Source organism: Aquipluma nitroreducens (assembly GCF_009689585.1).
Taxonomy (GTDB): Bacteria; Bacteroidota; Bacteroidia; order Bacteroidales; family Prolixibacteraceae; genus Aquipluma; species Aquipluma nitroreducens.
The window spans coordinates 4602914-4619132 of the sequence record NZ_AP018694.1 but is presented as its reverse complement, the minus strand read 5'-3'; the positions used below and the strand labels follow the sequence as shown (position 1 = coordinate 4619132).

The following is a 16219-nucleotide window of genomic DNA, read 5'->3' as shown; positions in this document are numbered from 1 at the left end:
TTATTACAGGGTATAATTTCGTATTTTCAAGGAACTATAAAAGCTAACTTACTTTTAAAAGCAAGTAGCATTTATACGTTTAATACCCATCGTTCTGCCAGAAACCGGTACCAGCAGTCGTACTTTTATTCGTAACAGCATCTAACTGAGCCTGAGGAATTGGACGGTAATAGTGAATGTCCTTAATACTTGCGGCTCCCTGAGCATTATATGCTTTCACACGACTAACAAGAGTTTTTGTGCGTTTAAGGTCGAACCAACGTTGTTGTTCGCCACATAATTCGATTGCGCGTTCATCAAGAATTGTATTGATGTCAACAGTTCCTGATAATGAATTATCTTTTCCGGCAATAGCACGTTTTGCACGCAATTCATTCAGTGTTGCAAGAGCTGCGCTCGCACTTCCGGTACCTAATTCGGCTTCAGCTTTTATCAGGTACATTTCGGCTAAACGCAATACAATAGCGTCGCGGCTCGAAATATCATTGGTTGGGTAAAGCGGATCATAAACGTCATCAAGGAATTTTTTGATTCCAGGATAAGAACACCATCCTCCAATTTTGTATGAGTTGTAGCGTGCGTCACCATAAACATCTGATTTTGCTTTAGCAGCCTCTGTGGGTTTTGCTGTTGCAGGGTCGGTAGATGTAAAGACTGGAATGTCGCCATTTGCCATAAACTGGATGCGATAACGACCTTTAGCCCAAGCCTGTTTCGCTTTACCTTCAGCTGAATTACCATCTAATGGGCAATAATAGATTGCAGTATCCTGAATGGAAGGATAGTTTTTAGAACTTTTTTCCAATCCAGGAGCAATTGTATAAGCTTCGAGCAGCGTAGCATTAGTTCGTTGGTCGGTAGCGCGGTATTTGTCGAGCAGTTTCCACAAATAAACGGAAGGTAAATAACGGGTAAATCCGCGACCATAAGGTGAATAAGTTGGAGCTACATAAACTTTTGATTTTGTGATGATGTTAGTAACATATGAAGTTGATTCACCCAAAACGCGAACAAAAGTCTCATTTCCATTATTCCCAAGGTCAGAAGCTCCGTTGTTCCACATACCAACAAACATTAGCAGCATAGCGCTACCACCGCGGGAATACCCTGTGCGGGTAATTAAACCATTGTACGACAATGCTGAACCACTTGCATTTGTCCGGTAGCGATAAGGAATACAGTTAACGTTTGTTGTAACGTCAGGAGAATAAGTCACTCCAAAAATCGATTCTTTGTTTTTTGAAGCATCTTCATTCTTCATCGACCATGTATCGGCATAATTATCGTAGAAAGAAGCGATTCCACTGCCAATAACTGCTTCAGATTCAGCTTTTGCAAGAGCGTACAAATCCTTACCGTTATAGTCCGCATTTATTGTAATGCTACTTTTTCCTAACCACGATGCAGCATAAAGTAATGTACGTGCTTTTAATGCGCGGGCTGCCCAATAATTGGCACGCCCATCGGCTTTCGTCTTGTAATTGGCTGTGTTAAAAGCAGCAATCGATTTATCGAGATCAGCAAGAATATTGCTGTAAACAACTTCTTCCGGTACACGTGTTGCATCAGTCACAACTGAGCTTGGCGGCTCTGTGTTGTATGGAATTGCACCCCAGATATTAACCATGTGGAGGTAATAAAAGGCACGCATAAAATATGCCTCGCCCATGTACTGACTACGTACCGTTTCATTAATTACTGTATTTAGCGGAATATATTTGAGGGCTGTATTGCAAACATCGACAGCACAATAGAATAACTCCCAATATTGATCCAGACAAGCATTATCACTTGAATTGTCATCTAAGCTTACAGAAGTAAGGTTATAGGAGGTTAGTGATTTCTGTTTGTTGTCGTAACCATAATTGAATAAGTCTGTACCCATTTCCGACAAACCAAGACCAGCTTCTTTACCATACCAGCCTCTCGAAAAACTGTAGCAAGAAGAGACCAGCCCCTGAATACCCGTTGCTGTAGAATAAGTAAGATCGGCCGTTGCACCTACCTTATTATCTTCATCCAGATAATCAGAGCAGGAAGGCGTACCAAGCATAAGCGCCATGGCAGCTATTAGGATATATATTTTCTTTTTCATCGTTATTTCTTATTAGTAATTAGAATTCAACATTAACACCTACAACTAACTGTTTTGACAATGGGAAGGAAATAGCGCCACCACGCTCAGGGTCGTAATTATCAATTTTACTGAATGTAAAATAGTTTTTCATCGATCCATAAACTTTTACGTTGCTAAGTCCAATATGGCTGATCGCACTTTTGGGCAAGTTATAACCAAGAGTTATATCTTTAATTTTCAGGTAATCGGCCTTTTCATATTTCAAAGCAGATCCGTAGCTTCCAAATGTTGTACTTGGAGCTCCCGGGCTTGGAAATTTCGCATTAACATTAGTAGGTGTCCAATAATCAAGATTTCCCCAGTTTGCCGATTCATAGTTCAATTGTGAATTCATGTCGTACGAGATGTAACCGCCAATACGGGCATAAACAAGTACCGACAATGAGAAATTTTTGTAGGCCACCGAATTATTCATACCAAAGATGTGCTTAGGCGAGCGGTTATAAACAATCTTGTCATCATCATTTAACATACCGTCGTCGTTACGGTCAACAATCTTCATTGTTCCCGGAGCTCCGTAAGCCGCTACATAGCCAATCGTCTCACCTGGATGACGGGCTTCCCAATCGGCTTTATAGGTTGCATATTCACCAACATTCCAGTTGCCATTCGCTTCAAAATCGTAATAAATCGAAACGGCCTGACCAACAATCTGACCTGTTGTCCCACTAATATTAGTTGTTACACCTTCCGATAATTTGGTAATTTCATCTTTGTAGGTGGTATAAGTCCAGTTTATATCCCATGAAAAATCTTTTGTTTTTGCAACCAAAGTATTCAACGAAACTTCAAGACCATGACCCTTAGTTTCGCCAATGTTTGCCAAAACACTTGGATATACTGATGATGGCGGAGCACTTTTACGATAAAGCAAATCCGAAGTATTACTAATAAAATAGTCAATTGTACCTGAAACGCGGTTATCAATAATTCCAAAGTCAAGACCAAAGTTATAAGATGCAGTCTTTTCCCAGGTCAGGTCTTTATTTCCTAATGTACTTGGAATATTACCGGCAATACTGGTTGCTCCCAAGTAATAGTAAACAGGAGTTGTACTTAGCGATGTTAAAGTACTATAAGCGCCAACGGCTGCGTTACCCGAAATACCCCACGATGTGCGAAGCTTCAGGTTACTGAGCCATTCCGTATCTTTCAGAAATGATTCTTCGTTAACTCTCCAAGCTGCTGCTACTGAAGGGAAATAGCCCCATTGGTGACCTTTGGCAAGTGTTGAAGATCCATCGGCACGTACTGATGCCGTAAGTAAGTATTTCTCGTTGTACTTATAGTTCAAACGACCAAAATACGACATCATCGACGATTTAATAAACTGACTGGTCGTTGTAGCAGATGCAATTTTCGACAAATCGTAAAATAAACTGGTGTAATAATGCTCACGTCCGGCGTCACCAGAGGTTATCGATTCTTCGTAAACACTCTGTTTCATACTATGTCCCAACAAAGCTGTAATTTCATGTTTTGTTCCACCAAAGTTCGTATTGTAATTCAATGTGTTTTCCCATGTTAAACCCGTTTTATTTTCATATTCCGAAGAAATAGAACTGGTTCCGGGTGATTGGTAACGACTAACACTCTGGTAATCCTGATAGATGCCTGAACGAGTATTTGAGCGGTCGAGTGCAAATATTGTTTTGAAGTTCATGTTTTTCATAGGAGAAACTTCAAGGTATGTATTACCAAAGAAACGGGTGGATTCAACATTGTTTTTGTAGGCGCCATCAATTTCATCGAGTAATGGGTTGCAGTGTGCGGCATAACGTGGGTTAGGCGTTGCAATCAATACACCTTCAGCAGTGTAAGGATGTGTAATGGAAGTCATTTTAAGAGCCTGGCTAAATACACTTGAATTACGAGAATCGTTATCCTTGTATGTGAACATTAAACTGGTTCCAGCCTTGAAAACATTGCTGATTTTATGATCCAAATTGGTTCTTACATTGTATCGGCTCTGTTTATCATCTTTCATCAGTCCTTCATCAAACATAGTTCCTAACGAAAGATTGAAGGTTGTTTTCTCATTTCCTCCGGAAACTGAAAGTTCATAATTTTTAGTCAATCCATTCTGAAGGATCATATCAGCCCAGTTGGTGTACGATTTATCCTGATAAATCCCGATTTCAGTAAAATCTTCCAAACTTTCGGTCAAAACCTGCTCTGGAGTCAAATTGCTGGTTCCCCAATTTCCCGATTTAGAATCAGCCTGATAGTTAGCTTTGTCAATTAAACGTTGTACTTCTTTATCACCATACATCACCTGAGGAACATTGGTAGGTGAGTTTGAAGATACATAAGCATTAAAATTAACTTTAGTTGAGCCCGACTTTCCGCGTTTGGTTGTAATGATAATAACACCATTCGCTCCACGGGTACCATAAATAGCAGTTGACGAAGCATCTTTTAAAACTTCCATTGATTCAATATCGGATGGATTTACATCAAGTGTAGAACCATATTCGATTCCATCAACTAAGATTAAGGGGCTATTCGAAGCCGAGATAGAACGATTACCGCGCAGATTTATATTTATGCCTGCTCCTGCCTGTCCGCTTGACTGCTGAATGTCAAGTCCGGGAACCCGGGCCTGCATGGCCTGCATCGCGTTACTACTGCTTGTTTTTGTAATCTCTTCCGATTTTACTGAAGAAACCGAGCCTGTCAGATCGCGCTTTTTAACTGTACCGTAACCAACTGCAACAACCTCATCCAATTCAAGAGTGTTGCTTTTCATTTGCACATTAATCTCTTTCTGTCCATTGATACTTATTTCTTTGGTTTCCATACCAATAAAGGAGAAAGAGAGAACGTCCTTTTGGATGTTAGCTGGATTAATGGAAAATTTCCCATCAAAATCGGTTATCACACCATTTGTAGTTCCTTTAACTACAACATTTACGCCTGGTAATGGAGTGTTTGTTTCATCAACCACCACACCGCTAACTTTCTGAGCGTACAATTGTGCGCTTGTGAAAATTACGAACAGTGCTAACAGGCAAACTTTACCAAGAAAACTTTGCTTCATTTTCATCATAGATAATTGTTAAGTTTGTGTATTGCTTTTACTTATTTCATTTAATTCATACCCCATTTAGGGTTCTTCAATTGTCGTATCGGTTTTTGTTCCTGATATAAAATCCCGGCGAATGGAATAGCCAGATATTATTTGTGTTTAATTTCAAATGTGATATAGCTATTTCATACTGAATTCAAGCGAAGCCAAAATAAACGGTCCTACTCCTTTGGGGTCGTTATCGCGCACTGGTTCTTTAATGTAGTATTCGTAAGAACCATCGCGGTATGGGTTTCCGCCCAAACCTGCCACCGAGCAGCATTTGGTCAGACTAATCGTTCCATCATTGTTATTTTTGATCAGGTTTTCCAATATTCCTGAGTAGGCTTTCAACGCTACAGCCTTGTAATCATTACTGATGTAGCCCTTCCGGGTAGCTTTCAGCAAAGCATAAGCGAACATGGAAGATCCTGTTGCTTCGAGGTAATTTCCTTCACGAGAACCCTGATCGAGAACTTGATACCATAAGCCAGTTTTTGTATCCTGATATTTTTTGATACCAGCAACAACCTGATTCAGAATTTCAAGAATTTTTACTCGTCCTGGATGATTCTGAGGAAGATAATCGAGAACATCAACCAAAGCCATCGCATACCAACCTTCGGCCCTGCCCCAATAGTTGGGAGAACAACCGGTTTTTGGATCGGCCCATTTCTGAGTTTTGCTTTCGTCCCAACCGTGGTAATTCAGACCAGTTTCAGGATTGTAAGTGTATTTATGGACTAGAATAAACTGCTTAACCACATCGTCAAAAAGATCAGGTTGGTTGAAATGTACAGCATATTGGGCATAAAATGGAGCGCCCATGTACAATCCATCGAGCCACATTTGGTGTGGGTAACGTTTTTTGTGCCAGAAACCACCTTCCGAAGTTCGTGGATGCGTTTTGAGCTGATCGCGCAGTTGATTGATTGCTTTCAGGTACCTTTCGTCTTTTGTTTTTTCGTACAGATCGAAAAGAAACTTTCCGGAGTTTACTGCATCAATATTATAATCGTCCAACTTATACTGACTGATAACACCATCCTTATCGATAAATTTATCAGCATAGGTTTTGGCATAATTATAATACGTTTCATTGCCGTTCGCGTTCCATACTTTAATCATGGAATAGGCAATCAAACCCTGCGTGTAATTCCAGACTGGCTGAGGGTTGAAATCAACAGTCCATGGCTCAGGAAATTGTTTAATTTCCGAATCGGCCATTTTCACTGCCATCTCCAGACCATTTGCTTCTTTCTTTATCGATTGGCCAGAACACGATTGAAATACCATCAAAAAAGCCACAGGTATTATCCAGATCTTCTTCATTAGTTAGCGTTAAGTTTGTTATTTACCAAATACAATCGATTGCTCAAAAAGTGGTAATAATCAAAAATAAAAGGATAGCTGCCAAAAAGATCGTTGTCAAGGCAATGATCAAAGCAACTCTTTTCTGTTTTTTGATTATTTCTTCCATAAGTTTTGATTGAGTCTGGATGTAAAACTACAACTCGGCAAGCCATGAAACCTATAAAGTCATATCAAGGAAGGAGGGTCAGCGTACCATCAGCGGGAAATATTTCCCAAAAAGCGGGGCAAATTATTTATTACAAAATCTACAAAAACGACGCAAAAGACTGAAATAATGCAAATTAACACACAACAAAACACATTTAAGCATGTAAATCTATTGTTAAAAAATTGTAAATTATTTACGAAATTCCAGAGAAGGAATTTGACAGAGAAATGATAGGTAAAATCGTTGAAGTATCGATTCCGGATTTTTAAAATCGCCAATAGAATTACCCATCAAATTAGTTTAAAGAAGGCCACGAGGATAAGACGACTGATAAAGCGATTGGTAAATCTAAATGAATAACCGGTAGCATACCTACGTGAATCTACAATTAACTGGTAGTCCTGTAAATTTATTCCACTCCATGTTTATCCACATATTCGCTGGCACTCATTCCAAACTCCTGTTTAAAACATTTTCGGAAATGCGACAGATCACGGAACCCAACGGCATAAGCAACTTCCGAAATATTTAGCTTTTTCTGCACCAACAATTGGGCTGCCCGCTTCAGGCGAATACTGCGAACAAATTCCTTGACGGTCATCTCAGTCAGTGCATTCAATTTGCGGTACAATTGCATACGACTGGCGCCAATTTCAGAAGCAAATTTTTCGATGTCAAGATCAGGATCATCGATGTTATCTTCAACAACTGCAATCGCCTTTTGAAGGAAGCGTTCATCGGGTGAACTCAGAATCACATTCCGCGGCTGAAGCAGTATTTCGCCAGTATATTTTTGTTTCAGGGATTGCCTTACCGAAAGGATATTTTCAACCTTGGTCTGTAGAATGACCAAGTCGAAAGGTTTGGTAATGTAATCATCAGCACCGTAGCTCAGTCCTTCTATTTCGTGTTCCCGCGATCCTAATGCAGTAAGCAACAAGATTGGAATATGGGATGTGCGTTCATCTTTTCGAACCTTCCGGCAAAATTCGAACCCGTCCATATCAGGCATCATCACATCACTAATAATAATATCGGGAATGGTTTTAAGCGCAATATCCCAGCCCTCTACCCCATTAGCGGCTTCCAAAATCTGGAAACTGACAGAAAAATGAGATTTAATAAAGTACCTGACATCAGCATTATCGTCGACTAAAAGCATAATTTTTTGTCCGGCCACAATTGATTCGTTCACATGCTCTTCAGCAACAGCAACAACCGAATCTTGTTCTTTATGAACTACCGGCAGACTAGCTTCAGTCGATTCTGAAACATTAAGATCTTCGTATGGAAGCTGAACGGTGAACTTTGATCCTTTGCCCGGCTTGCTGGTAACAAATAGCTTACCGTTATGCAATTTGACAAGCTCCTTAGTTAAAGCAAGGCCAATGCCGGTTCCTGTCTGCGTTGCACCTTCTCCAACCTGGAAAAAGCGTGTAAATATTTTCTCCAGGTTTGACTCCGAAATTCCAATTCCATTATCTTTCACCGTGATTTCAACCAACCGGTTCTCTTCTGAATTTCCAAGAGGATCATTTTCTGTCGAATCGTCAAACACCAGCGAAAGATTGACAGATATTCGTCCACCCTTTCCTGTAAATTTAAAGGCATTCGACAACAGGTTATTCATAATTTTGGCCACCTTATCGGTATCAAAATTAGTTATAATCCTTTTCTTCAATGAATTGAATTTCAGTTCAATCTCCTTCTCTTCAGCAAATTTATCAAACGAACTAACAATTTCAGAAATATACGAAACCAGATCACCGCTTGTTAAAATGAGCTTTATATTGCCTGACTCTAACTTTCTGAAATCGAGTAACTGATTGATTAACTGATGTAATTGAGTCGCATTTCGGTACATTACTTCAACATGCCCTTTAATTTCAGACGATGGAAGCATGTTGTTTTTCATTTTTTCGAGCGGACCAAGAATCAAGGTTAGTGGAGTCCTGATTTCATGAGAGATATTGGTATAAAACCTCAATTTCATCATATCAAGTTCATGCAATTCTTTGGCTTTCATGCGTTCAAGCACCAAGTCGTTCTTGAGTTTTTCTTTATTTACCAGAAAGGCAATCAGCATATAAAATAAGCCAGCAATTGTGGCAAACAGGATAACCCGAAACCACCAGGTTTGCCAATATGGTGGAAGAACTACAATGGTAAGTACAGGTCCGGAATTGCTTTCCTGCCTATCGATAGAAACTGTTTTTACCCGAAAGGTATATTCTCCCGGATCCAAATTGGTATAGGTTGCCGATCGGCCAACCGAAGGCTCTGTCCAGTCTTTATCAAAATTTTCGAGATAATAAGAGTATTGAATACCAATATTATTGGCATAATCGAACGATGCGAAATCAAGTGTAATAGAATTCTGCTCATATTTCAACTGGATCTTTTCTGTTTCTGAAATACTCTTTCGGAGAACATCCTTCTTGCTTTCACCAATTTTGACTGATTTATTGAATATCTTCAGATCGGTCAACACAATGGGTGCAAAGTATTCGCCCGACTTAATTTTCGCCGGATCGAACACATTAAAACCTGAAATTCCGCCAAAAAGGAGCTCTCCGCTTTTTGTTTTGTAAGCAGCACCATAAGTAAACTGGTTGTTCTGGAACCCGTTTTTGAGTGAAAAATTATGAAAACGTTCTTTTTCCGGATCGAATTTTGAAAGGCCATTGGTTGTACTAATCCACAAAAAGTGGTCATTATCTTCCAAAATAGCCAGTGTTTGGTTGTTGGCCAGTCCGTTTTTTTCAGTAAAATACCTGACAATTCCCTTTTCTTTGGAGTAAAGTGCAACTCCCTCATTATTTGTAGCCAGCCAAAATCGCTTTTTTGAATCCTGAAGCATGCACCTCGTCGATTGATTGATTCGAACAACATTTTGATTCTTTGGATTATAAACAACCAAAATATCTGAACCAATCCACAAGCAATGTTCATCGTCTTCGGCCAACCAATTGACCTGACCTTGACTCAGATTCGGATAGTGCACAAAATTGTCCGTTGTCGAGTTATACTTATCAAGTCCGGCAGTAGTTCCTACCCAAATATCGTTATTGCTGTCCTTCAAGAATGCCCAGACCCGATTATCAGACAAACTAGCAGGATTCGCAGGATCATTCCGATAATGCTTAAATGATTCCGTCCGAAGATTAAGCACATCCAATCCGCCCAGGAAAGTACCAATCCACAGGTTATTTCGACCATCGTCCATTAAGGCTTTGATGCAGTTGCGCGACAAGGAATTTGGATTGCCTTTTTGAGGAACAAAATATCTGAAACGACCAGTTTTTCGGTTCAGAATGTTTATTCCACCACTTTCAGTACCGGCCCACACATCGCCTTTGGGATCAATCCAAAAGGCATAAATCTCACTGCTGTTCAGATACCGGTCGTCGCCAGGCATCGATTTATATCCATGAATATTTTGCCGTTCTTCGATTAAAAAGTTTATCCCATTGCGAGTACCAATCCAAACATCACCCTTCAAATCATGGGCGATACACTGAATAGAATTATTGACTAGACTCTTAGGTTCCCTTTCTTCATGATAATAGTGAGCCGTAACGCCTGTGTTCTTTTGGTAAATATACAATCCACCACGGGTACCTATCCAGTATTTTCCGTTTTTGTCTTTCGAAATTGATCTGACCGTAAGGCTTCTTTCATTATTCGGATCAATGATTATCTGTTTGGCTTCAAGCGTCGTCTGATTAACAGAAAACATACCATTCGCATAGGTACCCACCCAAATTGTACCATCGTCATCCATAACAATTTCCCAAATCTCTTCGTTTGCCGATAAGCTTTGTGCTAAATTTATTTTTTCTGAAGTATTTGTTTTTTGATTGTAGACAAACAGACCATGATTTGTACCCAACCAAATCCTTCCGGATTGATCAGAAAGCAAAACACGAAAATAATCAGTGGGAAAGGGCAAGCTTGTCGGTTTTATTTCTGAAATGTTAGTTTCACCTTTAATCAGATATAAGTGAGAATCCGTTCCTACCCAAAGATTACCAACCTTATCCTCGTGAATAGAAGTAACCGAAACATCTTTTAATTCTGTTTGGGTTCCAGAACTAAACAGATGCTGAAAATTTTCCTTTTCACGGTTGAATTTATTAAGCCCTCCGTTTTCAGTACCAATCCACAACTGGCCTTTCCGATCTTCAAAAATAGCCCGAACCAGATTTCCTTTCAGGCTGGTCGAATCATCAGCATCGTTTTTGAAAACGGTAAACTTATAGCCATCGAAACGGCAGGCTCCCTGCGATGTTCCGAACCACATCCATCCTTTTTTATCCTGAAGAATACTGTGAATCTGATTGCTGGAGAGGCCATGTTCTTGCGAATAAAAATCAAAATTCAGGTTATTCACAGCTTCAATTCCATCTGACATGGATACTTTTGAAGCCAATATCAGACAAAATAACAGAACCAAAGCTTTTCCGTTGAAAGCTTTGAAAGCTGTTAAAATAGTCCTTTTAAAATTTCGATTAGCCACCATAATAAGACAGATTTTCAGTCGGGAACGAATTTACAATCTTTTTACCAGATTCAAGAAAATCATTCAGATTAAGGAACCAGTTGAAGAATTAAAGCAAGGCTTTACTTTTTCTGATTCAACGAATGGCCACCAAAAGTCCCCAGATTAAGCACATCAAAGTTGCGCTCGTAACCTGTAACAAACAAATTGTGATTGGTATAGCCACCCATTGGTGCCACCTTTTCGAAGTTAAAATCCATTTGGGTTAGCTCCATCGGATAATCCGACAGGCAATTTCTGAAATCTTTACCATAGCGATAAAGTGCGCTTAGAAAATAATAGGTCACATCAAATCCCTGGAAACTGAATTGTGTAGGTTCTGCTGAATACATTTGGCGGTACTGACCCACAAACCGACGCACCAGATGTCGGTTATAATCGATTAAGTATGGTGACAAATAGCGCAACCGAATCCGATGATAGTTTTCAGTCTGAATACTTTTCAACTTTGGAAGCGCCTGTGTTCCCAACAATACAATGTTGTAATGTTCGGCCAAAGCAGTCAGATTGGTAACCGCAACACTAACTTGTGCTTCATTATCGGTTGGGATGATAAAGATATTCTCTGCACTATCAGCCAAAAGCGGTTTTAATGAATTAATGCCCTGCTGCTGAATGTTGTACTCATGAAACAAGTTCTTTTTCGAAGTGATCGCCAGTTTCTCCTTGCACAACCTGGCAAGCTGGGCATCAGCCGAAGACGAATTTCCACTCAACTGTAGCAAAATAAAATTCTTGTTGCGCAGGTTCTCTGCGGCATACGAAGCGGTTTGCTCAATCTGATATTCCCGACTCGGATTCACTTTAAAGTACCATGAATTATTTTGCTCCAGATTTCCGGCGGAAGCCAATGGCGAAACCATTGGAATGCGGTTCTTCGCAGCAAAAGAAGCTACTGTTTCCTGAATTTCGGGATACACCGGACCGATGATCAGATTCAAATCACGAAATTCGTCCAACTGAAGCAAAGCATTAATCATTTTCTGATTACTCGAATCGAATACATACAATTCAACGTTCATGCCCCTGCGCTGAACACTATCCAAAGCAAGTAACGCACCTTCATAAAATTCAAGAAATCCCAATGCTCTTTGATCGATGTTCGCTCCATTTAAAACAACAGCAGTATCCATCGGATTGGCAACTACCGATTTTGTTATACTGATTTTACTAAGCAAAAGAGCTTTATCAATACTTGTAGGTTCCGGATTTTCATTTCCGGCAAGATACAGTGGCAATAAAAGTGCAGCTTTGTACTTCTGTTTTTTCGAGTTTATCGGATCACAATCCTGAGGTGGTTCCGAATTGGGTTCTGTTACAGTCGCGATTTGCGAAGGTTCCGTTTTTCCTGAATCCTGATTTTTAGCTGAAGATTGCTGCGGAATCGAAATTATTTCACCTGTTTCCAGACTGCGCGAAAAGAGTGAAGGATTTACCTTCTTAATTTCGGCGACATCCACACCAAAGCGGGCAGCTAACGAAAAAAGCGTTTCACCTTTTTCGACCTTATACTTGCTCAAAACAACATTGCCAGGCACAGTAACTGGTTCAACCGATGCAACAGCCTTTTTTGCCGGAATTTTCAGTTTCATTCCTGCTTTTAGCCCGTTCTGAAGCGCCGGGTTAAATTTCATCATTTCATCATGCGAAATTCCGTAACGCTGTTCCAGACTATACAAAGTTTCGCCCGAAACCACCGGATGCACCGAATATTCTGAAACATCAATCTGGGTAGATGCTATATCATTGGCCTTTTGTGCGTCAACATTGGTTATGCTTACCGGAATTTTTAAAACCTGTCCGGGAACAATTCCATTGGTCAATTCCGGATTATTCCGGATTAAATCGTTGGCTGTAATGCCGTACTGTTTCGCAATTGAGAATAAGGTTTGCTTAGGTGCAACTTTGTGGTAATAAAACTCCTCTTCCGTTGCCGGTTGTGCTTCTCCTGCCGGCTCCGGCTTTTCCGTTTCCTGAGATACTGTAGCAACCGGAATTTTAACAGTTGAACCAGCTTTAAGAATGCCCGGCAATCCAGGGTTTGCCTGCATAATATCTTTCTGACTTACCTTATATTTCTGGCAAATATTAAAAACGGTTTCGCTTTTGATAACGGTATGCAAAATGTATTTGACTCCTGAAATCTCGACTTGCTTCTGCGAGAAACAAGGATTGAAAATCGAAATACTTAAAACAAAGAGGCAAATGACAACAAGTAGTTTCATGGTTCTGATGATAGATAACAGGAGTCAAAAGTAAAACAAATGCCAGTACTTCCCAAATGGGCATGTACTGGCATTTTTATTTATTGATAATATTCGGAGCAAGTCACCCTGAACTTGTTTCAGGGTCTCATTTACAATGGGATGCCGAAACAAGTTCGGCATGACGATCCGTCATAAGCTCGTTAACACAACACTAGTATGCTTTTTCGCCAAAATATTTCATGAATTGTGTCCGCTCCCAGGCCTGAGCTGATGTTGCAGCCTGACTTAATGAACCTTGAAATTCTGAAATAGACTTATAACCTTTCTGATCCATCCAGTCAGAAATGCCCTGATTCATACGAGTGATCGCCGATGGGCCTTCATGATAAACAACTGAAGCAATTTGCACGGCAGAAGCGCCTGACAATAAAAATTTAATAGCAGTTTCAGCCGAATGAATTCCTGAAGTGGCTGATAAATCAACTTTAACCTGACCAGACAAAATACCTGTCCATTTTAACGGAAGCAGGTAATCGTGAGAGGTACTTAAAACATCGGCAACAGTAACAGCTTCTTCGTGAATATCAATATCAGGATTGTAAAAGCGGTTAAAAATGGTGATTCCGGCAATACCTGTATTTGCCAATTTCTTAACCATTCCGGAGAGGTTAGAAAAATAATGACTGATTTTAATTGAAACTGGTATTTGAACAGCTTGAAGCACTTTCTGAATAGTCTCAAAATAAAACTGCTCGTGATTTTCAGAACTTTTTGAAATATCCGATGGAGCAATAAACATATTCAATTCCAAGGCATTAGCTCCAGCTTCTTCAATTTTTCGTGCAAACAATGTCCAATCACTTGAACTAACACAATTTATACTGGCAACGATTGGAACCGCAGTTTTTGCTTTAACTTCAGAAATTAAATGAAGATATTTCCGGATTGTTTCTTCTTTGATCACATAATCAAAGTAATCCAAATACTCAGGGTCTGAATTTAATGGAGTACGAAGGCTAAGTTCTTCCTGCAATTCATGAAAAATCTCTTCCTCGAATATTGATTTTAAAACGATGGCTCCGGCGCCTGCCTCGGCCAGTTTGATAACTTGTTCTGCATGACCGGTCATGCTGCTGCTTGCTGCAATTACCGGACTTTTTAAATCGAGTCCAAAGAATCGGGTTGATATATTTGCCATAACAATTAGATTGGTCGTTTAAAGATAAAAAATTTAGTTGGCTTTATGCTTTTTCTGGAGGTATTCATCCATATTGGCAGCAGCTTTCCGGCCATCGCCCATCGCCAAAATTACCGTTGCTCCACCACGAACAATGTCGCCACCGGCAAACATTTCCGGGATTGAACTTTGCATGGTTTCTTCTGTAACTTCAATGGTTCCCCATTTGCTCACTTTCAGTTCTTTTACTTCTGAAGGGATTAATGGGTTTGGTGATACACCCACGGCAACAACAACCAAATCGACAGGAATATCATATTCAGAACCCTCCAAAACGATCGGACGACGACGCCCTGAAGCATCAGGTTCGCCAAGCCCCATGCGCTGAACACGCATCCGGTTTACTTTTCCTTTTTCGTCGGCAAAATATTCAATCGGGTTGGCCAGGTTGATAAATTCGATGCCTTCTTCCTCGGCATGATGAACTTCCTCGACACGGGCAGGCATTTCCGCACGCGAACGACGATAAACAATAATTGCCCGCTCTGCACCTAAGCGTTTTGCGGTACGAACCGAATCCATCGCAGTGTTTCCACCGCCAATCACAGCCACTGTTTTTCCTTTAATAACCGGAGTATCAAATTCATCTTTAGCTGCATTCATCAGGTTTACACGGGTCAGGTATTCGTTCGACGAAAGGATTCCGTTGTAGTTTTCACCCGGAATATTCATGAAACGTGGTAGCCCTGCACCACTAGCCACGAAAAAGGCTTCGAAACCTTCTTCTTTCAAATCGTCGAAACTGGCCGTTTTTCCAACAATAAAATTTCGGACAAACTTCACGCCCATTTTCTGAAGGTTATCCAATTCAACGTCCACAATTTTGTTTGGAAGACGGAATTCAGGAATACCATATTTTAATACGCCACCAATTTCGTGCAGCGCTTCAAAAACAGTCACATCGTAACCCAGTTTAATCATGTCGCCGGCAAAAGAGAGCGAAGCCGGACCTGAACCAATAGCAGCTATCTTTATTCCGTTGGCTGGAGCAACTTCAGGAATCGACATAAAACCGCTTTCACGCTCGTAATCGGCTGCAAAACGCTCCAAATGACCGATAGCCACCGGATCCTTTTTCATTTTCTGAGTATAAAAACAACTGGCTTCGCACTGTTTTTCCTGAGGGCAAACACGACCGCAAACTGCCGGAAGCGCCGAAGTTTCTTTTAATGTTTTAGCGGCATCCAGAAATTTTCCAGCTTCAATATATTTAACAAATTTTGGAATGTTAATGCTAACCGGGCAACCTTCGATACAAGTTGGATTTGGGCAGTCCAGACATCTGCTAGCTTCTTTCTGAGCCTGATCGGCCGACAAACCGATATTCACTTCGCGATCCTGATATTTGATGCGTTCCTGCGGATCCATCTCAGGCATTCGAACTCTTTCTTTGGCAGTACGCTCCTTATTAGCAATGGTTTTTCTCAGATCAACCCGCCACTCTTTTTCGCGCTCGATCTGAATATATTCTTTATTTGTTGACATTTC

7 protein-coding genes are annotated in these 16219 nt (G+C 40.4%); all 7 read right to left on the bottom strand.

The annotated features are described in order from the left end of the window. Nucleotides 1-79 precede the first annotated feature (79 nt). The 7 genes from AQPE_RS19405 to gltA all read right to left on the bottom strand — a co-directional run bounded on the left by AQPE_RS19405 (nt 80) and on the right by gltA (nt 16216). On the bottom strand, nt 80-2095 hold the full coding sequence (locus AQPE_RS19405; protein WP_318348153.1) for a RagB/SusD family nutrient uptake outer membrane protein: 2016 nt from the start codon (nt 2093-2095) through the stop codon (nt 80-82). A gap of 19 nt (nt 2096-2114) precedes the next feature. Continuing rightward, nucleotides 2115-5186, bottom strand: coding sequence for a SusC/RagA family TonB-linked outer membrane protein (locus AQPE_RS19400; protein WP_318348152.1), 3072 nt, complete (start codon nt 5184-5186; stop codon nt 2115-2117). A gap of 159 nt (nt 5187-5345) precedes the next feature. Continuing rightward, entirely contained in the window at nt 5346-6536 is a 1191-nt protein-coding gene (locus tag AQPE_RS19395) for a glycoside hydrolase family 88/105 protein (protein ID WP_318348151.1), read from the bottom strand. A gap of 599 nt (nt 6537-7135) precedes the next feature. Beyond that, nucleotides 7136-11140, bottom strand: a complete 4005-nt coding sequence (locus AQPE_RS19390; protein ID WP_318348150.1) for a hybrid sensor histidine kinase/response regulator transcription factor — start codon at nt 11138-11140, stop codon at nt 7136-7138. Between the two features lie 209 nt (nt 11141-11349). Then, the gene (locus tag AQPE_RS19385) at nt 11350-13512 is read right to left on the bottom strand and encodes a LysM peptidoglycan-binding domain-containing protein (protein ID WP_318348149.1); all 2163 of its coding nucleotides are present in this window, start codon (nt 13510-13512) and stop codon (nt 11350-11352) included. Nucleotides 13513-13705: 193 nt separating this feature from the next. After that, nucleotides 13706-14692 carry a dihydroorotate dehydrogenase-like protein gene (locus AQPE_RS19380; protein ID WP_318348148.1) on the bottom strand — a complete coding sequence of 329 codons (987 nt, stop codon included), beginning with the start codon at nt 14690-14692 and terminating at the stop codon, nt 13706-13708. Nucleotides 14693-14725: 33 nt separating this feature from the next. After that, complete coding sequence (gene gltA, locus AQPE_RS19375) at nt 14726-16216, bottom strand: NADPH-dependent glutamate synthase (protein ID WP_318348147.1); 1491 nt, start codon at nt 16214-16216, stop codon at nt 14726-14728. Nucleotides 16217-16219 lie beyond the last annotated feature (3 nt).